Source organism: Pseudomonas sp. B21-059 (genome assembly GCF_026016285.1).
Lineage (GTDB): Bacteria > Pseudomonadota > Gammaproteobacteria > Pseudomonadales > Pseudomonadaceae > Aquipseudomonas > Aquipseudomonas danubii.
The window spans coordinates 3,736,830-3,754,367 of record NZ_CP087201.1 but is presented as its reverse complement, the minus strand read 5'-3'; the positions used below and the strand labels follow the sequence as shown (position 1 = coordinate 3,754,367).

The 17,538-nt window shown below is 59.6% G+C and carries 18 protein-coding genes; 5 read left to right on the top strand and 13 right to left on the bottom strand.

From position 1 onward, the window contains the following. Window positions 1–40 precede the first annotated feature (40 nt). Window positions 41–1,141, bottom strand: a complete 1,101-nt coding sequence (locus LOY69_RS16530; RefSeq protein ID WP_265073229.1) for an alkene reductase — start codon at window positions 1,139–1,141, stop codon at window positions 41–43. Window positions 1,142–1,290: 149 nt separating this feature from the next. On the opposite strand from LOY69_RS16530, the gene LOY69_RS16525 reads away from it, so the two are divergent. Next, window positions 1,291–1,878 (top strand): TetR/AcrR family transcriptional regulator, encoded by a 588-nt coding sequence (locus LOY69_RS16525; protein ID WP_265073228.1) that lies wholly within the window; start codon window positions 1,291–1,293, stop codon window positions 1,876–1,878. A gap of 122 nt (window positions 1,879–2,000) precedes the next feature. On the opposite strand, the gene LOY69_RS16520 is transcribed toward LOY69_RS16525, so the two are convergent. Genes LOY69_RS16520 through LOY69_RS16510 form a run of 3 tightly spaced genes read right to left on the bottom strand, consistent with a single transcriptional unit; the run spans window position 2,001 to window position 3,524 of the window. Beyond that, on the bottom strand, window positions 2,001–2,432 hold the full coding sequence (locus tag LOY69_RS16520; RefSeq protein WP_170003927.1) for a carboxymuconolactone decarboxylase family protein: 432 nt from the start codon (window positions 2,430–2,432) through the stop codon (window positions 2,001–2,003). A gap of 28 nt (window positions 2,433–2,460) precedes the next feature. Next, entirely contained in the window at window positions 2,461–3,081 is a 621-nt protein-coding gene (locus tag LOY69_RS16515; RefSeq protein ID WP_265073227.1) for an FMN-dependent NADH-azoreductase, read from the bottom strand. Further along, window positions 3,078–3,524, bottom strand: a complete 447-nt coding sequence (locus tag LOY69_RS16510) for a GNAT family N-acetyltransferase (protein WP_170003931.1) — start codon at window positions 3,522–3,524, stop codon at window positions 3,078–3,080. Before LOY69_RS16510 ends, LOY69_RS16515 begins: the two co-directional genes overlap by 4 nt. Window positions 3,525–3,611: 87 nt before the next feature. Here LOY69_RS16510 and LOY69_RS16505 point away from each other — a divergent pair, with 87 nt between their 5' ends. Together LOY69_RS16505 and LOY69_RS16500 are read left to right on the top strand one after the other, a co-directional pair. Further along, window positions 3,612–5,015, top strand: coding sequence for a PLP-dependent aminotransferase family protein (locus LOY69_RS16505; protein ID WP_265073226.1), 1,404 nt, complete (start codon window positions 3,612–3,614; stop codon window positions 5,013–5,015). Window positions 5,016–5,276: 261 nt separating this feature from the next. Then, window positions 5,277–5,726, top strand: coding sequence for a GNAT family N-acetyltransferase (locus tag LOY69_RS16500; protein WP_123390552.1), 450 nt, complete (start codon window positions 5,277–5,279; stop codon window positions 5,724–5,726). A 22-nt stretch (window positions 5,727–5,748) separates the two neighbouring features. Here LOY69_RS16500 and LOY69_RS16495 read toward each other — a convergent pair whose 3' ends face one another. From LOY69_RS16495 to LOY69_RS16485, 3 genes are all read right to left on the bottom strand, one after another. Further along, window positions 5,749–6,531, bottom strand: coding sequence for a DUF4253 domain-containing protein (locus LOY69_RS16495; protein ID WP_265073225.1), 783 nt, complete (start codon window positions 6,529–6,531; stop codon window positions 5,749–5,751). A gap of 187 nt (window positions 6,532–6,718) precedes the next feature. Next, window positions 6,719–7,129: a hypothetical protein gene (locus tag LOY69_RS16490; protein WP_265073224.1), complete on the bottom strand. Its 411-nt coding sequence runs from the start codon at window positions 7,127–7,129 to the stop codon at window positions 6,719–6,721. 133 nt (window positions 7,130–7,262) lie between these two features. Continuing rightward, window positions 7,263–8,048, bottom strand: a complete 786-nt coding sequence (locus LOY69_RS16485) for a response regulator transcription factor (protein WP_102863385.1) — start codon at window positions 8,046–8,048, stop codon at window positions 7,263–7,265. A 138-nt stretch (window positions 8,049–8,186) separates the two neighbouring features. Here LOY69_RS16485 and LOY69_RS16480 point away from each other — a divergent pair, with 138 nt between their 5' ends. Both LOY69_RS16480 and LOY69_RS16475 read left to right on the top strand, forming a co-directional pair. Then, window positions 8,187–9,290: a polyamine ABC transporter substrate-binding protein gene (locus LOY69_RS16480; RefSeq protein WP_102879142.1), complete on the top strand. Its 1,104-nt coding sequence runs from the start codon at window positions 8,187–8,189 to the stop codon at window positions 9,288–9,290. A 166-nt stretch (window positions 9,291–9,456) separates the two neighbouring features. Further along, window positions 9,457–10,650: a contractile injection system protein, VgrG/Pvc8 family gene (locus LOY69_RS16475; RefSeq protein WP_265073223.1), complete on the top strand. Its 1,194-nt coding sequence runs from the start codon at window positions 9,457–9,459 to the stop codon at window positions 10,648–10,650. Window positions 10,651–10,755: 105 nt separating this feature from the next. Here the strand turns inward: LOY69_RS16475 and LOY69_RS16470 are convergent, their stop codons facing one another. The 6 genes from LOY69_RS16470 to LOY69_RS16445 form a co-directional block, all read right to left on the bottom strand. Beyond that, on the bottom strand, window positions 10,756–12,036 hold the full coding sequence (locus tag LOY69_RS16470) for an MFS transporter (RefSeq protein ID WP_102879144.1): 1,281 nt from the start codon (window positions 12,034–12,036) through the stop codon (window positions 10,756–10,758). Beyond that, window positions 12,033–14,477 carry a lantibiotic dehydratase family protein gene (locus tag LOY69_RS16465; protein WP_265073222.1) on the bottom strand — a complete coding sequence of 815 codons (2,445 nt, stop codon included), beginning with the start codon at window positions 14,475–14,477 and terminating at the stop codon, window positions 12,033–12,035. The genes LOY69_RS16470 and LOY69_RS16465 overlap by 4 nt, the downstream gene beginning before the upstream one ends. A 3-nt stretch (window positions 14,478–14,480) precedes the next feature. Further along, window positions 14,481–15,284, bottom strand: coding sequence for a hypothetical protein (locus tag LOY69_RS16460; RefSeq protein ID WP_110653317.1), 804 nt, complete (start codon window positions 15,282–15,284; stop codon window positions 14,481–14,483). Further along, the gene (locus LOY69_RS16455; protein ID WP_102879147.1) at window positions 15,274–16,188 is read right to left on the bottom strand and encodes a DUF692 domain-containing protein; all 915 of its coding nucleotides are present in this window, start codon (window positions 16,186–16,188) and stop codon (window positions 15,274–15,276) included. Before LOY69_RS16455 ends, LOY69_RS16460 begins: the two co-directional genes overlap by 11 nt. 63 nt (window positions 16,189–16,251) lie before the next feature. Next, on the bottom strand, window positions 16,252–16,410 hold the full coding sequence (locus LOY69_RS16450; protein ID WP_170003946.1) for a TglA family RiPP precursor: 159 nt from the start codon (window positions 16,408–16,410) through the stop codon (window positions 16,252–16,254). Window positions 16,411–16,420: 10 nt separating this feature from the next. Next, entirely contained in the window at window positions 16,421–17,494 is a 1,074-nt protein-coding gene (locus LOY69_RS16445; RefSeq protein ID WP_265073221.1) for a M50 family metallopeptidase, read from the bottom strand. Window positions 17,495–17,538 lie beyond the last annotated feature (44 nt).

Sequence of the window (17,538 nt, the reverse complement as noted above, 5' to 3'; positions counted from 1 at the left end):
TTCAGGAAAGGGACAGACAGCTGGTGTGAGCGGGTAGGGCTCAGTTGGCGCGGGTGCCCGACTCGGCCAAGGTCGGGTAGTCGATATAGCCCGTCGCGCCGCCGCCATAGAGCGTGGCGGGATTGAAGGCGGACAGCGGCGCACCGCTTTGCAGGCGCTCCACCAGATCCGGGTTAGCAATGAACGGGCGACCGAAGGCGATCAGATCGGCCTGGTCTTCGGCGAGCCGCGAGGTCGCCAGCTCCAGGTCATAGCCGTTGTTGGCGATGTAGGTGTTTTTGAAGCGCTGGCGCAGGGCGGCGAAATCCAATGGCGCCACGTCACGCGGGCCACCGGTCGCGCCTTCGACCATGTGCAGGTAAACCACGCCGAGGGCGTCGAGTTGATCGACGAGGTAATCGAATTGCGCCTGCGCATTGCTGCTGGAGACACCGTTGGCCGGCGACACCGGCGACAAGCGCACCCCGGTGCGATCTGCGCCGATTTCATTGATCACGGCTGCGGTGACTTCGAGCAACAGGCGCGCACGGTTTTCAATCGAGCCGCCGTAAGCATCGGTGCGCACGTTGGCGCTGTCCTTGAGGAACTGATCCAGCAAGTAGCCGTTCGCGCCGTGAATTTCCACGCCGTCAAACCCGGCGGCAATGGCGTTTGCCGCGGCCTGGCGGAAGTCGGTGACTATCCCCGGCAGTTCGCTGATGTCCAGTGCGCGAGGCTCGCTGGCGTCTTCAAAGTGGTTATTGACGAACACCTGGGTGGCCGCGCGCAACGCGGAAGGAGCCACGGGGGCGGCGCCGTTTTCTTGCAGGTCAACGTGGGACACGCGGCCGACATGCCACAGTTGCGCAAAGATCTTTGCGCCCTTGGCGTGCACGGCGTCGGTCACGGTGCGCCAGCCCTCAATCTGCGCCTGGGTGTAGATCCCGGGGGTGTCCTGATAGCCCTGGCCCTGTTGGGAAATCTGCGTGGCTTCGCTGATCAGCAAGCCGGCGCTAGCGCGTTGGCTGTAATAGGTGGCGGCGAATTCGCTGGGAACAGAGCCTGCGCCGGCGCGGTTGCGGGTCAGTGGCGCGAGGACGATGCGGTTCGACAGCGCGAGGGCGCCGAGGGTGTAAGGGGTGAACAGGTTCTGATCGGTCATCTGGTGTCTCTTGCGTGCCCGTGGGTGGAGGTCGGTGGTGCGTGCAATTAGGATGATGATCGAAATCTAAGCTGTCAACGGTTTTGATTATGGTCGACATCTATGTATGATCGGCCCCATGATTTTCCGATGCATAGGAGGTATTGCAGGTGAGAGTGAGCAAGGCCCAGGCGCAGGCCAATCGAGAGCACATCGTTGAAACGGCTTCTGAGTTGTTCCGTGAGCGCGGCTTCGACGGTGTGGGGGTGTCGGACCTCATGGCGGCGGCCGGTTTCACCCATGGAGGTTTCTACAAGCATTTCGGTTCGAAGGCCGATCTCATGGCCGAGGCCTCGGCCTGCAGCCTTGCCAAGTCGCTGACTGGCCTGCAAGCGCTCGATGTGCCTGGCTTCATCGACGTCTATGTGACCCGAGAACACCGCGACGAACGTGGCGGCGGTTGCACCATGGCCGCATTGGGTGGCGACGCGGCGCGTCAATCGGATGATGTGAAAGCGAGGTTTGCCGAAGGGATCGAGCACACCCTGAAAACCCTGGGGGACAAGTATCCGACCCGGCCGGATGCCGCACCGGGTGAGGGCAGGCAGAAAATGATCGACCTGCTGTCGCGTGCGGTCGGTGCGATTATTTTGTCCCGTGCCTGCCCGGATGATTCCGCGCTGGCGGATGAGATTCTTGAGGTGTGCCGCGCTGAGATGTTTGCTTCGTTGCCGGTTGATAAAGACCAGCCGGCGTGAAGGGCGACGATTCAAGCCGATAGTGGTGTGGCGCACCAGCACCCGCAGCAGCCCCGGCGGTGGACTCACCCGCGCGAACGGTTAACGGCTGAACCATTGAGGCTGCTGTGCTCTGCTTGCTCTTAGAGCTTCATGCCCACCGCCAGTCGGTTAAAGGCATTCATCAAGGACACGGCCAACGTCAGATCGGAAATTTCGACGTCACTGAAGTGCGCTTTCAGGGGATCGTACAGCGCGTCGGGTGCGCCCTTGTCGTGAACGTAGGTGAGGGTCTCGGTCCATGCCAGGGCGGCGCGCTCGCGGTCGTTGAACAGTTCGCTGACGCGCCAGCCGGCGAGGCAATCCAGCTTTTCCTGGGCGACTCCACATTCACGCAGGGTCTGCGAGTGCTTGCCCAGGCAGAACGAGCAGCCGTTGATCTGCGACACGCGCAAAAACACCAGTTCCACCAGGGGCAAGCCCAGGGGGCTGGCGACCAGGGCGGTGTTGGTGGCGAGCAGGCCTTGATAGGCAGCAGGCGACAAAGTGGCAAAGGGCAGTCTGAGTTGGCTCATGGTGAAACTCCGATAGGGAAAAAAGTGATCAGGCACAAACGAGGGGGTTGAACAGGGGCTGCAAGGACAGTGCGCTGCGGGCCTCGTCGAGGGTTGCACGCACGGCCTCGTCACCGAATACCAAGCCCTGCAGATAGGTGAACTGCAGGTCGAACAGGCCGAGGGTGTTCAACACCTGGCGCAGGTAAGGCGTCAGAAAGTCCGGTTGGCGTGCCCGTTCGCCCTGGTGAAAACCGCCGGAACTGACCAGGACATGCACCGGGCGGTCCTTCAATAGCCCGACCTTGCCCTCCGGGCCGGAGCTGAAGGTTCGGTGAATGCGCAGCACATAGTCGATCCACAGCTTGAGCGCGGCCGGCAGGGTGAAGTTGTGCATGGGCGTGGCAATCAGCAGCACATCGCAGCGTTCCAGCTCACGAATCAGCTCTTCGGATACCTCGAACAGTGGCGCGTCGAAGGGCGTGGCGGTGGTCAGAGCGTGGGCGTAGTCCATGCCCAGCGGCGGCAACGGATTGGCCCCCAGATCGCGCTCGACCCGTTCCAGGTGCGGATAGCGTTGGCGTAGGGCGCTCACCAGTTCCAATGCCAACTGGTGGCCATGGGAAACCTGGCCACGGGGACTGGCGTTGATCAGCAGCAGGTTGTTCATGCCGGCTCCCCACCCTGAAGTCGCTGAGTGAAATGCATGCCCCGGGCCAGCAGCCCCTGGCGGAAATAGAAGCGCTGGGCCAGGGGCATATGCAGGCCGGTATCCAGGACCAAGTGCTCGCATTGACGCTGCACGGCCTCATCCCGCACCGCGCTCAACAGCCGCGCTCCCAAGCCGCTGCGCTGAAGCTCCGGGCTCACGACCAGGTCATCGACGTAGATGAAACGCCCGTAGAGCAGGTTTTCCAGCTCGCGGTAACCCGCCAGGCCGACGATGCGCTCAGCGTCCCATGCGGCGAGCAAGCGATAGCCCTGCTCGGTTTGCCGGGCTACTTGGGCGACATAGGCTGCCGGGCTGGTGAGGTGCGGGCGCAAGACACGCATCAAGTCGAAACTGGCCGCCAGGGCCGCTTCGCTGTCGAGGTGTTGAAGGGGGTAGGGCATGGTCGTCATCCGCTGCAAAAAGATGACCCACTGTAGAAGGTCAATGGCTTAAGCTACAGGGCCAAAAAATGCATAAATGACTAGGCCATGATCCTTCCTTTCGAATTGGACCGCAGCCAGACGGCGCCGATCTATCGCCAGCTTTACCAGCGGTTTCGCGAGTCGATTGCCGATGGCCGCCTGCGTCCGGGAGACCGCGTGCCTGCCGTTCGCGCCTTGGCGGCGGAGCTGAACCTGGCGCGAGGCACCGTGGAAGCGGCCTATCAACTGCTGATAGGCGAGGGCTACCTGACTGCTCGCGGGGCCGCCGGGACCATTGTCACCCCGCAACTGGCGCCGGTTTGCGCGCCCGTGCAGCGCGTCCCAGTGGCTGCAACGACCTACCAGGCCACCCATGCCGGCACATCGCCCTTGGCACTGCAAATGGGCCTGCCAGCGCTGGACGCTTTTCCGCGCAAGCTCTGGACGCGACTGGCGGGCCGGCAACTGCGCCAGACGGGCTTGGAAGGTCTCGTCTACCCGGACGCGCAGGGCTATGCACCGTTGCGCGCAGCCATCGCGTCCTACCTGGGGATTTCCCGGGGGATCACCTGTCATCCGCAGCAGATTTTCGTCTGCGCCGGCTACCGCGCCTGCCTCGACCTGATCAGCCACACGCTGATGGGCCCGGGCGCCACCTGCTGGCTGGAAGAGCCCGGCTACTTCATGGCCAGGAACGCGCTGCTGGAAGCCGGCGCACAGTTGGTGCCGGTGCCCGTGGACGATCAGGGCCTGGATGTCGCCCAAGGCATCGCCCGCGCCCCAGAGGCCGGCTTTGCCGTGGTCACCCCGACCCATCAGAGCCCGCTGGGGATGTCGCTGTCCCTGCCGCGGCGCCTGGCCCTGTTGGACTGGGCCAACCGCCAAGGCAGCTGGATCATCGAGGACGATTACGACAGTGAGTTCCGCTACCAAGGCAAACCCTTGCCCGCCCTCAAGAGCCTCGACCAGCAGGGCCGCGTGCTCTACACCGGCACCTTCAGCAAAGTCCTGTTTCCAGGGCTGCGCCTGGCCTACCTGGTGGTGCCCGCCGAACAGACCCCAGCGTTCGCCCGCCAGGCGGATCGTCTGCACAATCACTGCCCGCATCTACTTCAAGCGACCGTCACCGCCTTCCTCAACGAGGGTCACTTCGCACGGCATCTAAATAAAATGCGCGGCCTCTACGCGCGACGCCGTCAATGGCTGATCGATGCGTTGCATCAACAGTTTGCCGAGGGTTTACAGATAAACCCTCAAGCAGGCGGCATGCACTTGGTCGCCGGTCTTGGGCAAGGGAATGATGTCGAGCTCGCCCAGCGCGCCCGGGCGGTGGGCATCGCGGTTGAGCCGCTGTCACAGTGGTACCTGGAAGCCCGGTCCAGGCAGGGGCTGGGGATGGGCTTCACCAACGTTGCCAGTGCCGAACAGGCATCGACGCTGGCGCTGCGTTTGGCGCAAGTCATCCAGTGAAGAATGGAGCTGATTGTTACTGGCGCGAAATGGCCCGCAGCAAGGTTTGAGTCGCAACAGTCCCGCCGGGACCACTTCGCGATGGAGCATTTTTTTCTGAGCTTGAAAATGGAACGCATGTGGCGGTGTGGTTATACCAACCCTGCCGAAGCAAGCAGCGACATCGCTGAACGAGGTGTCTGTTTGCCGCGGCGTTGCTGCGTATCGCAAGGTTGGATGTTCTGGTATAGAAACACTCCACTCAAGCCAAGGACGACGACTGTGCAGATACGCAAGATGACTCACGAAGACCTGCCGAGCGCCGCTGCCCTTTGCCTGGAAGCGTTCATGCTGGCGGTTGCGCCTTCGCTCTCAGCGCAGGGTGTGGAAACCTTCGCCAAGGTAGCGGCAAAGGAGGCGTTTGCCGAACGAATGGCGAGCGACAACCTGATGCTGGTTTGTGTCGCAGAGGGAACCCTGGTCGGACTGATCGAGCTCAAGGAAGGACGCCATGTGGCGATGCTGTTCGTTGCGCCGCTGTGGCAGCGTCGCGGCGTTGGCAAACGCTTGGTGAACGCAGCTCTGGAGCAGGCCAGAGCCGATGTGGTAACCGTCAGAGCGTCTCTGTCCTCAGTGGCAGCTTACGAAGGTTACGGTTTTGCCTTGGCTGGGGAGGAGGGTGAGTTTGCCGGGCTGATCTATCAGCCGATGGAGAAGCGGCTGAGCCTGTGAATCCACCCCCTTTCTCCGAGCGTCATTCCACGTAGCGCAGCCACAGGTGTGTCCGCTCGCGGATCGCCTGGACGACCGCTGAAATCACCGCTTGCCGGTTCTCATCAGGGGTGTTGTAGAGCGCACAAAAATCCTTCGCCACGGCGTTGGCGACGTGCAGGTCGGCAGGCGCTGCACGCAGGAAACCGAGGTAAGACGCGCCAACCCCCATCAATTCATAACCGTGGGCCTGGGCAAAATGGCGCGCTAGCGCATAGTTTTGCGCGGGGCCCAGGTCGCAACTGAAATAGCCGTTGGGAAACGCAGCCAGTGCCTGGCAGGCATGCTCGACCGGAACCAGGAGCGCCGAGAGAGGTTGGTCGAGCAGTGAAACCGGATTGTCCTGATAGTCCATCCATTCCTGCAGGGCGGTCTGGTCAAGGGTCAGGCCGTGGGCGCAAGCATCTTCGAACGAGCTGCCGGCCACCAGCTCGGTGAAGTTGCGCAAGCAGATTGCGAACTCGGCTTTGGTGGTGGGATAGCCCAGGTATTCGCCCTGTTCGAAGCATTCGGCTGGTAACTGGGCGATGTCCTGTTCCGAGGCCTCGTCCAGTCCCAGGTTGTTGCGGGCATGCCCGCAGGTGTAGCGAGCCTGGGGCAGATCATCCAGCGAGAAGAGGGGCCTGAAGCCTGGGTGGTTGCCGGCGATCTGGCGGTAGGCGTCGATTAGCTCATCCAGGCTGGAAATGCCGCTCAGGCTGTACTCATCGCAGGTGCCGGCAGCGGGGTTGCCAGGCATTGCGTTACCGCGAAATTGCATATCCATCGAAGTGCTCCCTGCTTAGGCTCTGTACGAAAAGTTTTGAGACGAAGGTCAGGCAAGGCGAAAACGGTCGAGGAAGCGGAGTTTACGGGTTGTAAATGAGCATTCCGATCGGACTCGCGCACGAGACCGTTTTCAACGCAGCATCACCGAGTATCAAGGCTTTTCGTACAGAGCCTAGGGTTGATGTTCAGGTCAATGATTCAGCTTTTCTGCGCGCCAGCGCACCACCTGCCAGCACCGCCGGCATGATGGCCAGGCAGCAGCTGATATGCACCCAGCTTATCTGGCTCAAGGAGAAGATCCCCACGGGAACGCCCCAGACCAACAAAATGATGACCCCGACCCAGATGGCGGGACGCAAGGAGCGGGTCGCGTGGGTCCGGGTGCTGACAAATCCCCCCAGCCCTGCCATGAGGGCCCAGCTCAGCACCGTCAGCCATTGAACGCTATGCAGGCTGACCAGTTGATTGTGCTGTTGTTTCCAACCCGGTTCGCCAAGGGCAACGAACGCAGGCGGGAGAAACTGTGCAATGACCAGCCCGAAAACAGGCAGCATCAGGGCGCAGGAGAGCAGGCCGAAGAGAATGGCTTTAAACATGGGGTGTTCGACATCCGTGTTGAGAGGGGCTTGGAGGGTGTTGCTGATGGGATGCGGGGTTCGTGAGGCATCCAGGCTATGCAGTGGTTTGCTTACGGTTTCCCGGCAGGGATCGTCATCGAGGTCGATAGCGTCAAGAGAGAACATCCTGTTTTGGCATGAAGAATCGAGCGAAGAGTTCGGATTGCGACTTGATGTTCAGCTTGGCGTAAATGTTGCGACGGTGAACCTTTATCGTCTCTGCCGAGAGGGAAAGTTTGCCAGCGATCTCCTTGTTGGAAAAGCCACTGAGCAACAGCCTGAGTACATCGCTCTCGCGGGTGGTTATTTGTGTGCCTAGCTGGCTAATGGTTTCGGGCCATTGCGGCGGGGCGCTGAGGTTTTTCTCGACATCCGTTTCAAAGCACATGCGCTGATGCATCAATGCAGTGACCCACGGCTTGATCAGATCCAGCATCGTGATCTGTTCTTGATTGAAGTGCACGCCGCTGCCAATGGAGATGCACAGGGTTCTGTCGGCATCGAGCTGGATGTTGTATTGCACTTCATCGACAGAAATGTATTGCGCAAAGTACTTGTGGTAGTACTCGGTTTCCCGAAAGTACTCCGGCGCAATATCCAGCAGGTGAAAGAAACCGCTCTGCGGGTTTTCTCGATTGGCGATATAAAAGGGGTCCAGCAGATATAGCCCCTTTACATACAGGTGAATAAACGCATCCACCTCTTCCACATCGGCTACTTCGGGAAGGCTGACCACTTGTACTTGTTGATTGCTGAAGATCAGCACGACCCAGTTATCGATCTGCACATATTCATTGAGTGTGCGAATAAGCGAACTCCAGAAGTCTGGACGGTTCAGCTGCATGATCAGTTTTCCAATCGAGCGGTGCCAAGCCAGGCTATGCAGGTCGAGTGGCATTTTCTACCCCTTTAGGGTTAGGGAGTCGTAGGTAAAAGGTAAGTAATCGTAGGTATTTACTATTGCCCAAGGCTCGGTATATTCGCCTTCAAGGTTTACGACAGCCATGAGGGCACGTCGTCTAGACAGGGATGTTGCATGAGAAAATCACCTTTGCGAACCGTTTTTTCGGTCGCGTTGCTCTGCGCCGGAATCAGTACATCCGCGGGTGCAGTAGAGCCAGGGATGTACCTGTACAACTGGTTCGGGCTGCTGGCTCCGGAAACGCCAAAAGAGTTCGAACAGGCCACGGGCACCCGAATTCACATGGATGCCTTCGACAGCGCCGAGATCATGCAGAGCAAGGTCATGGCCGGACGCACCGGCTATGACGTGGTGGTGGCGACCTCCAATGTGTTGCCCAGCCTGATCGAGGCGGGGGTGCTGCAGCCGCTGGACCCTGCCCAACTGAGTAACCTGTCCCACGTCGACCCGGCCATCCTGGCCCAACTTGCGGTCAACGACCCTGGCAATCGCTACGCTGTGCCTTATTTGTGGGGCACCACCGGCATTGGCTATGACGTGGATAAAGTCAAAGCGGCATTGGGTGATCATGCGCCGGTCGATAGTTGGGACTTGATCTTCAAGGAAGAGAACATCAGCAAGCTCAAGTCTTGCGGTGTGGCCATGCTTGATTCGCCCAGCGAGATCATTTCGATTGCCTTGAATTACCTTGGGCTCCCCAGCAATAGCAAGAACCCGGATGATTACCAGAAGGCTCAGGAACTGCTGTTGAAGATCCGGCCTTATATCGTTTATTTCGATTCCTCCAGAATTGATACTGACTTGGCGGGCGGCAATATCTGTGTCGTGGTGGGTTGGGCCAATGGTGCCCTGGCGGCGCAGGCTGCCAACGAGAGTGCCAATACCGGACGCACGATCAGCTACAGCCTGCCTCGCGAAGGCGCGTTGGTCTGGTCGGAAAACCTGGTGCTGCTCAAAGACGCCCCTCACCCAAAAGAAGGCCTGGCGTTTATCAATTACATGATGCGTCCGGAAGTGATTGCCAAAACGTCAAATCACACGCTGTATCCTAATGCCAATAAGGATGCCACCGAGTTTGTCCAGCAGAAGTTGCGCGATAACCCATGGATATATCCAGACAAGGCAACCGTCGCAACACTGGTTCCGCTTGAACCGCTGCCATTGAAGTTGGAGCGCATCCGGACGCGGGTCTGGACTAAGGTGAAGAGCAGTATCTGATCGGGTTTGACTCTTCCTCTCCTGCGCCATGCACGTTTTATAGCGAGTGCGGGCTCATTATTTAAAACATTCGTTGAAATGTATTCGTCATGCGGGAAATTAACTTTCCCGCATGGCGGTATGCGCCTGTGTCCATTCAATACCTGATCCAAGAGGAGCACAGTGGATGTTCAGCCCAGCCAATCAAACGCACTTCTGTTTGACCATCGACGGTTTTGCGCATGAGGTTCAAGTGCTCGCATTCACCGGGGAAGAGGCGATCAGCAAGCCTTACTTTTTCAAGGTGGAGTGTGTGAGTGAGCGACCCGACCTGGAACTGCAAAGCCTCGTCGACAGGGAGGCCTTCCTGGCTTTCGATGGCCACGGCAATGGCATTCACGGGCGCATCTATCACATCGCCCAATGTGCGGACACCCAGTGCTACAACCTGGCCCTGGTTCCGCACCTGTCCTATTTGCGCCACCGCACCAACCAGAGGATCTATCAGCAGTTTTCGGTGCCGGCCATCGTTGCCCTGATTCTCGAAGAGCACGGGATTCTGGGCGATGCCTACCGCTTTGAGTTGGACTCGACCTACCCCGAGCGTGATTGCTGTACCCAGTTTGGTGAAACGGATTTGCACTTCATCCAGCGCTTGTGTGAGGAGGAGGGGATTCACTTTCACTTCCAGCACAGTGCTCAAGGTCATGTGCTGGTGTTTGGCGATCATCAGGCGGTTTTTCCCAGGATCGAGCAAGCCACGGCTGTCGCCCCCGAGGGCGACAGGCGGGCCAACGAGCGACTGATCAAGCCCGCCAGGCAGCTCACCCCGCAGGCCGGTGAGCACCGCCGCGCGGCTTACCGTCCGCTTGAAAGCCAAGGTCAGCAAACCGGGTTAGCCAGTGGTCATGTTCTGGAAATTCCCGGCCCGCCGGGCCAAGAGCGCAATGAGCCATGGCTTCTGACTCGGGTCATCCATGAAGGCAGACAGCCACAGGTATTGAATGAGTACGCCAGTGGCGACCCGGCTGACGATGACCGGCATCCGGGTTACTGCAATCGCTTCATGCTTGTGCCGGGGGATGCGCTCTATCGTCCGCCTTTGGCTCACGAGAAACCGCAGGTGCCCAGCCAGACTGCGCTGGTTATCGCCATGGAAGATGAAGCGCTGCGCACTGATGGGCGCTGCGCGAGGCTCAAGGTCAAGTTTCCCTGGGATCGGGAAGGTCGGTTTGACGACAAAAGCAGCTGTTGGCTAGGAGGCGCTGCCAATTGGCAGTGCGAATTGACGCCACTGCGAACGGGGGTGGAAGTCAGGGTCACCTTTCTTGAAAGCGACCCCGATCAACCGTTGATCAGCGGTTGCCTGTGCTGTCAGTGATTCGATGCTGAGCATGCCTTGCTCGCTCATACGCAGCGCAACTGGCGGGTTTTTGCGGCGGGTTGACGGACCTGTGGTCAACGAAGACCAGCTGGCCGCCAGCGTTTACCGCGCCGTCGCTGTTTTCAGTTGCCACGGTTTGAAACTCAGCCACAGCAACACCCCAGGTACCTGCAACGCAATCATCACCCCCAGCGACCACTGATAAGCCTCCACCGGATGCCCTTGTCCATTGGCCGGCCACAGGTTCAGGATCTCTCCCATCAACCATTGCAAGGCGAACGCCAGCACGAACACCACCAGGTTGAACGACGAGCTGACCCGCCCGGCCAGTTCAGGCGATACCGACTGGGCTACGATCGCGTAGTTCATGGTGGTGGAGGTGCCGAAGAAGCTGAACCCCATGGCAATCAGCAGCGGCGACACCGGCAGTCCGCTGATCATCAGCGATTGAAACACGATGAAGATCGCAACCCCGGCGCCGCACACCATGATCGGCTGCACACCAAAGCGGCGCAGGTAGTCGGTGATCGAGCCGAAGGCCAGCGAACCTGCCACCATCGCCACGGTGCCCCAGAGCAAGGTATTGGCCATGCTCGACTCGCTGAGCTGGGCGACATCGCGTAGCCACGGTCCCATCCACAGCGACAGCACCGACATGTAGATCGCATGGGCAAACACCGAGTACAACGCCAGTCGCCAGAATACCCACGAGGAGTAAAGCGTCCCCACGGCCTTGGACATTTCGGCCAGAGTGGTGTGCTTGGGTTTGTAGGTGCGCGGCACGCTCAGGTGAATGACCGCGCTGACGAACAGAGTCAACAGCGCCAGAATCAAGAACGCTTCACGCCATGAGATCCACTTGAGCAGTTCATGCAGCGGCGTGGTGGACGCCATGGCGCCCAGGCCACCTACCGACAACAGGCACGCCGTACTCAGCGGCAGACGCTCGACCGGCAGCCAGATGGTGCACGCCTTGATCGCACTCATCAGCGAACCGGCAACCCCCAGGCCGATCAGGCCGCGACCGATGATCAGACCCAGCTCAGTATGGGAGAAGCTGAAAATCAGCGAGCCCAATACCGCGAACAACAGCATGGGGGCCTGCACGCTGCGCGGACCGTAGCGGTCGAGCATGACGCCGAGCGGAATCTGCGCCGCGGCGAAGGTCAGAAAGTACACGCCGGTCAGCAGGCCCATGCTGCTGGCCGGCAGGTGCAGTTCCTGCTCCAGGTCCACATAGATCAAAGCGTTGACCGTGCGAAACAGGTACGAGACGAAATGGCCGAGGCCAAAGGGAATGAATATGGTCAAAAACAGGTACACAAACGTGTGCTTTATTTCCTGGTCGGCCTTGGCGCAAGAGGCTGTATTTTCTTTACTCATGTCGCAAGAGCCTCGCATGTGGAAAAGGTTGTGCGTATTTCACAGCAGAAACGCCCCCGTGCCTCTTCAAGCCAAAGTTCATCGGGGCACGGTCGCATTTCCGAGAACTTGACGTGGCCAGCGTTCTTCAGCGCATTGCTGATGCCGTCGAAGGACAAAGGGTTGTCGAAGTCGAGGAACAGCGGTTTGGGTTCGGTATCGATCTTGACGAAGGCATAGCGGGGCAAACCGTGAGCGCCAGCCCAGGCACGCCATTGCAGGGTGTGTTCAAGCTCGTCGATCGAGCCCTTCGGTTCCGGCAGGCGATCGCGGGCAAATAGCCAGGAAGCGCGCTTGTAGAGGGTCCGGCCCAACCAGATACGGCGGTGATCGTGTTTGGCCACGGCGCTACCGGCCAGGGCGAAGCCCAGCCGATGCAAGGGCGTGGAATACACGCACAGCAAGTCTTCGCTGAACTGACCCAGGGCGTCGACCACTTGCAGGCGACCGTTCACCCGCAGCACTTTTGCCCTGCCGGCGGCAAACTGCTGGTGCGCTGCGACACAACCGCCGCCAGACGGCAGCACCAATTGCAGGTAGGAGGGCTGCAATGGCCAGTCGATGTGGGAGCGCTGATAGCTCTCGGGCGAGTCAGCCAGTACCAGGCGAGGGCGTTGGAAAATCGCCTCCACCTGTTGGTTTATCTGCGTATTGAAGGGGCCGAACGGGGCGGCAACGGGCTGGCTCAGCGTATGAACTGCCGGGTGCACTTCACCGACGATGATTTCGTAGTCGCCGCGATTGAAAGCCTCGACCGACGCGCTGGAGAGCAGGATATCCGGAGAGTGAAAGTCGCTGCCGAACACCTCGAAGCCTTCGACATCCAGACGGCTGTTCAGCAGGCTGATCAGGCGCTCGACGTCCGCAGCACACAGACGCACTTCGGCATGCCCCGGGAAGTCCTGCAGCAGTTGCGCCCAAGCGGTTTCCAGGCACTGATCGAGGTCGCCGATGATGCGCGCTTCAAGTGCAGGCAACAGAGGGGCAAGGGTGTTGAGCAGGTCGAGAAAATCAACCGGTTTGCCGGGGTTGGCCACCTGGCGCTGCTCCCAGACCTCAATGAAGGCCTGATTGAGCTGGTGCGCGATGGCTTTGATCAGCCACTGATTGATGCGCATCAGCGGCGCCAGTTCTTGGTTGACTTGGTCGAGCATGGCTTGCCCAAGGCTGATGTTCATGTTTCTCGAACAATCTTCGTACAGCGGGTAACGCCCAACATACATGGCGCCGGTTTCTCGGCTGAGGTCGACCCCGGCCTCGCCAAGCAGTTGGTTCAAGCGCTCAAGGCATTCGGTCCGACGCATCAGGTCGCCGTGGGCATAGTCACGGCGCAAGCCCTCCAGCGCTTCAAGGCGCGATTGCCAGAGCTGGTTGAACGGGTCGGATACCCCCGCGTTGGCCAAACAGCGTTGCAGCTGCACGATGGGGTGACGCTCACGGGGCGACATTTGCCAGCCTCGGCGCACGATACGTTTGCTCACCAGGTGCTCCAGCAGATCGCGCAATGTGCCAGCCGCGTCTTGCGGACAGTTGTTCAATATCCCCGCATAAGTGGCGGCTCGATCCTGCTGCTCGCTGATGTACTGCAGTACCTGGGCGGTTTGCGGGTTGAGGCGCTGGCTTTTGCCAATCGGCATGAACAGGGTCTGTTCGTGCAGGTAGCAACCGGTATTGAGCTGCAAGGGCATAAGGTCGGTGTCTGGGCATTGCTGGTTGATCTGTTCGACCAACCGCTGTACCACCCAATTCTCGAAGAAGGTGTGGCGATCCTTGATCCACGCCGTGTCATCCTGGGTCAGATGCACATTGGCCGTCTGCCGGGTATCGAACCGGCCCCAGGCCAAAGGTCCGAAAAAACTGGAGGTATCGTTCTTGGCGCAGAAACGTTGCGCGTAACTCCAGCCCAAGCGCAGCTTCTGCTTTTTGCGGGTGTCGTTCCTGCTGTGCCGATCCCTGATCAGCTCACGGATGCGTGTCAACGCCGACGGGTTGGAGATGAACAAGGCCTCGGCCACCGCCTCGTCATCCAGGAAGTCGATCAGCCCTTGGCGGGCGCTCTCCAGATAGGCGTCATATTCCCGGGCGGCTTCTTCAGGCGCTGACGTTCGCGCCAGCAAAGCATTCCAGTGTTGCAAAGCCTCACCGAGAGGTTCGCGCAGTACTTCTGGCAGATCGGTGGGTTGCAGGGCCTGGTTCTCGTTGAGTTTGCGGATGAATTTGCGGCAGGCCTGGGGCGAATGCGCGTTGGCCTTTTCAAGTAGCGTCGCCTTCAGCGCCTGCAAGGAGCGGAAGTCTTGCTCGAAGGCGCGGCACGCCGGCAGGTCGGCGAATCGGCCCAGATCCGTCAAGTGATGAATGGGGAAGCCGGTCGAGCGCAGCCAGAAGTACTGTGAGCTTTCCATGGTCTAGGCCGGCATCCTGATGGCGTTGAGTCGATGCAGCTTGTCGAGCAGTGCCAAGTCTTCGCCGCTGGGTTGTGCGGCGCTGGAACCCAGTATCTGCATCAAGCTTGCGAGTGACTGCGGTTGCTCCAGGCAGTGATAGAGGTACGCAGCGCGCGGGCTGATCAGGGTGAATTTGTGGCGCGCCTCAGGGGTGGGCAAATACACCAAGATGTGCTCGCTGGCTTCCTCCGGTCTGCTACGCCCGAGCAGGCTTTTATCACGCAACCAGTGCGACAGCGCATAGCGGCTCTGGTAAATGCGTGCACCGTCGGTGCGTTGATAAGTGCCCGGCACTGCGGCACTGGTTTCCACCAGCCCGATGTAGAGGCGCACAGATTCGCGCTCAAGGCCCATCAGGTCGCGAATCTGCGGGTAGTCGGCGAGTTCCTGGCGCTCGAGCAGAAAGCCCAATGCCGCATCGCAATAGCCATACACTCTTGGCCCGTAGTCGAACCACTCTTGTTGGCGCAGGAATGCCTTGGACAGTGCCGGCAGGTCCAGGTCGATGTTGAGCAGCGCGCGCAGCGTCAATGGCGCGCCGGTTTCCAGCGCATTGATAAAGGAATTGACCAAGCGGAACTGATAGTTTTCGACGAACCATTTCACTCTTTCAAACTGACTGCCATAGGCCTGCAGAATCACCCGCTCGTTATCAGGAAAGTGTTCCAGCCATTGAGTCGCGCCTTGAGCTTCGAACAACTGCTGCTGCAGTGTTTCATCGCGTAGCAGGCGTCGCCACAGCTTCCAGACCTGCTCAGCATCCATGCGTCAGCTCCTGTGCCGCTTTTGTGTAGTGATTCCAGATGTTCTGTGCGCGCCGCACATCGGTGACGATCATGTGTTCGTCGTTGGCGTCCATCACGCGTGTCAGTGCGTGGTGAGCCTGCCCCTGGTATTCGAGGATGATCGCCGAGGGTTGGCAGCGGGACATGAGTTCCTGGTACAGATCCCAAACAGGTTCGGGCACACACGAGTCATGCCAGTCGTGGTAGAGCCCCTCATGCCAGCTGCCACCTGCCAGATGTACAGAGATCACCTTGTCCAACGGCAAGGTGTCGAGGTAGTCGCGCAAGTCGAAGTTTTTCAGGTTCAGGTGGTTGGTGTAGATGTTGTGCAAGTCCAGGTGCAAGAAGGTGCCGGACTGCTGCACGAGACGGGCCAGGAACTCGGCTTCGCGCATTTCTGCACCCGGGCATTGCAAGTAATAAGCGGCGTTTTCATGGGCCAGTGGCATCCCATAATGTGCCTGCAAAGCCTTCGCGCGTTCGGCGCAGCGCAGAACCTCTGCATTGGAAAACTGCAGCGGGCTGCTCCAGATATCCAGCCAGGAGTTGTCGCCATAAAAACAATGGTTGGCGACCCATGGGCTGTTCAGCATCTTGGCCAGGGGCACATGGCGTTGCACAGCGGCGGTTTCTTCAAGCGGGCTGAAACCAAAGTCGCAACCGTAGTTGGAATGCGCCAGCAAGGTGAATTTCTCAGCCAGCCGATTGATCATCGCCTGGGCCGCGGGCTTGATGATCTGCGGGCCATCCATAGGGGCCATGATGTTGTCGAGCAGTATTTCCAGCACATCGACTTCGATGTCCTCAAATGGAAACCAGTCGAGGATCTCGGGGTTGTACTGGATACCCACACCAATCGGTTCGGGCTTAACGAAGTGAGCCATGTGGTTGCCCAGTTTGAGGAAGGGGAGGCTCCCTCGACGTCAAGCCGAGGAAGCCCGGAGCGATCAGGCGAAAACTTTGCTTTCGATGATTTCGATATCGTCGAGGTCGAACTCCTCGAACGGTGCATCGGTAAGGGCTTGCGGCGCGACGTCGGCCGGGGCGGTTGTGGTGGTGGGTTCATCCATGGTGGCAATAGCCGGAGTCACTGTAGGTTGAGTCATGACACTGTCCTTATGGGTGGTTGAAAAGGCGAATCAGGGTGGCTGCGATGAAGCTCCAGGCGATGACCCAGCCCAGGCAGGTCAACAGGAATGTGCTCCAGTAGAGCCTGCGCAATGCAGGGGAAAGGCTTTCCTGCGGCGCGCTGCGCCAATGGCGCTTTACATAGTTGAAAGCACGCTGGCGCAGGCGCGGTTGCCCCAGCACTTCGGTAATCGCCAGGTAGGTGTCGCCATTGAAGATGGGCAGCAGGGTGGGGATGAGGGAAATGCACGAAGCCACGATCATCACCACGAAAAGGGCGGGTAAAACCCCTTGGGTGTCACGGAACATCGCCCACAGGGCAATGCCCACTCCCGCATACAGAAGGCTGAGCAAGGGGCCTGCCAGAATGGTGATCACCCGTTGGTTCAGCGGTAGCTGCGACCATTGCGTCTGCACCGGACGTACCCAACCGGTGGCGAGCAACAAGTAGATGCCGATCCCGAAATCGTTGACCTTGACCCCATAGTGACGACAGGCCATCGCGTGCCCCAGTTCGTGAAGGGCGATGGAGGTCAAGATCACCGGGAAGTGCCAGAGCAGCCAGCGGTAACTCTGGATATAGGTGGCGCTGACATCGGCCATGAAGCTGTCCAAGTGCGCGCCCAGGTACACGAAGCTCAACAGGGACAAGGCCAGCAGCGGCAAAATGAATGCCGCGCGGCAGCACCAGGGCGCCAACCGGTAAAGATGATCAAGCAATGGCTGCGGGTTGGTTTTAACCAGGTTAATCAGCAAATGCTCTTTCAGCGGGCCATAGGTTATGCCCGTGGCGGGATCGCGCAGGTCCTTTTTATGATCCGTTTGCTCGCTGCTCAGCAGTTTCAGGTTGAGCAGTTTGCGCTCGAACTGCGCAAGCTTCTCAGGGCTGACCTTGATTCGATGCTGCGCCAGGGCGGCGTCGACAATCGCTTGCAGGTTTCGCTGGCCATCGAACAGCAAGGCAAGTGAGTACTCGGCCTGGCCCAGTTCAAAACCGATATCACTATGGGGGTCGTAGAGGTTGTAGCGCCGGGTGACCGCGTCTGCTGGCGGTGGTGTCACGACCAGATCATCCCTGAAACAGGAATGGACGCGGGCACTCGACT

Bases quoted from the DNA above. Each gene is read 5' to 3' on its own strand.
- LOY69_RS16530 (WP_265073229.1), bottom strand. From the start codon at position 1,141: ATGACCGATCAGAACCTGTTCACCCCTTACACCCTCGGCGCCCTCGCG.
- LOY69_RS16520 (WP_170003927.1), bottom strand. From the start codon at position 2,432: ATGAGCCAACTCAGACTGCCCTTTGCCACTTTGTCGCCTGCTGCCTAT.
- LOY69_RS16515 (WP_265073227.1), bottom strand. From the start codon at position 3,081: ATGAACAACCTGCTGCTGATCAACGCCAGTCCCCGTGGCCAGGTTTCC.
- LOY69_RS16510 (WP_170003931.1), bottom strand. From the start codon at position 3,524: ATGCCCTACCCCCTTCAACACCTCGACAGCGAAGCGGCCCTGGCGGCC.
- LOY69_RS16505 (WP_265073226.1), top strand. From the start codon at position 3,612: ATGATCCTTCCTTTCGAATTGGACCGCAGCCAGACGGCGCCGATCTAT.
- LOY69_RS16495 (WP_265073225.1), bottom strand. From the start codon at position 6,531: ATGGATATGCAATTTCGCGGTAACGCAATGCCTGGCAACCCCGCTGCC.
- LOY69_RS16490 (WP_265073224.1), bottom strand. From the start codon at position 7,129: ATGTTTAAAGCCATTCTCTTCGGCCTGCTCTCCTGCGCCCTGATGCTG.
- LOY69_RS16485 (WP_102863385.1), bottom strand. From the start codon at position 8,048: ATGCCACTCGACCTGCATAGCCTGGCTTGGCACCGCTCGATTGGAAAA.
- LOY69_RS16480 (WP_102879142.1), top strand. From the start codon at position 8,187: ATGAGAAAATCACCTTTGCGAACCGTTTTTTCGGTCGCGTTGCTCTGC.
- LOY69_RS16475 (WP_265073223.1), top strand. From the start codon at position 9,457: ATGTTCAGCCCAGCCAATCAAACGCACTTCTGTTTGACCATCGACGGT.
- LOY69_RS16470 (WP_102879144.1), bottom strand. From the start codon at position 12,036: ATGAGTAAAGAAAATACAGCCTCTTGCGCCAAGGCCGACCAGGAAATA.
- LOY69_RS16465 (WP_265073222.1), bottom strand. From the start codon at position 14,477: ATGGAAAGCTCACAGTACTTCTGGCTGCGCTCGACCGGCTTCCCCATT.
- LOY69_RS16460 (WP_110653317.1), bottom strand. From the start codon at position 15,284: ATGGATGCTGAGCAGGTCTGGAAGCTGTGGCGACGCCTGCTACGCGAT.
- LOY69_RS16455 (WP_102879147.1), bottom strand. From the start codon at position 16,188: ATGGCTCACTTCGTTAAGCCCGAACCGATTGGTGTGGGTATCCAGTAC.
- LOY69_RS16450 (WP_170003946.1), bottom strand. From the start codon at position 16,410: ATGACTCAACCTACAGTGACTCCGGCTATTGCCACCATGGATGAACCC.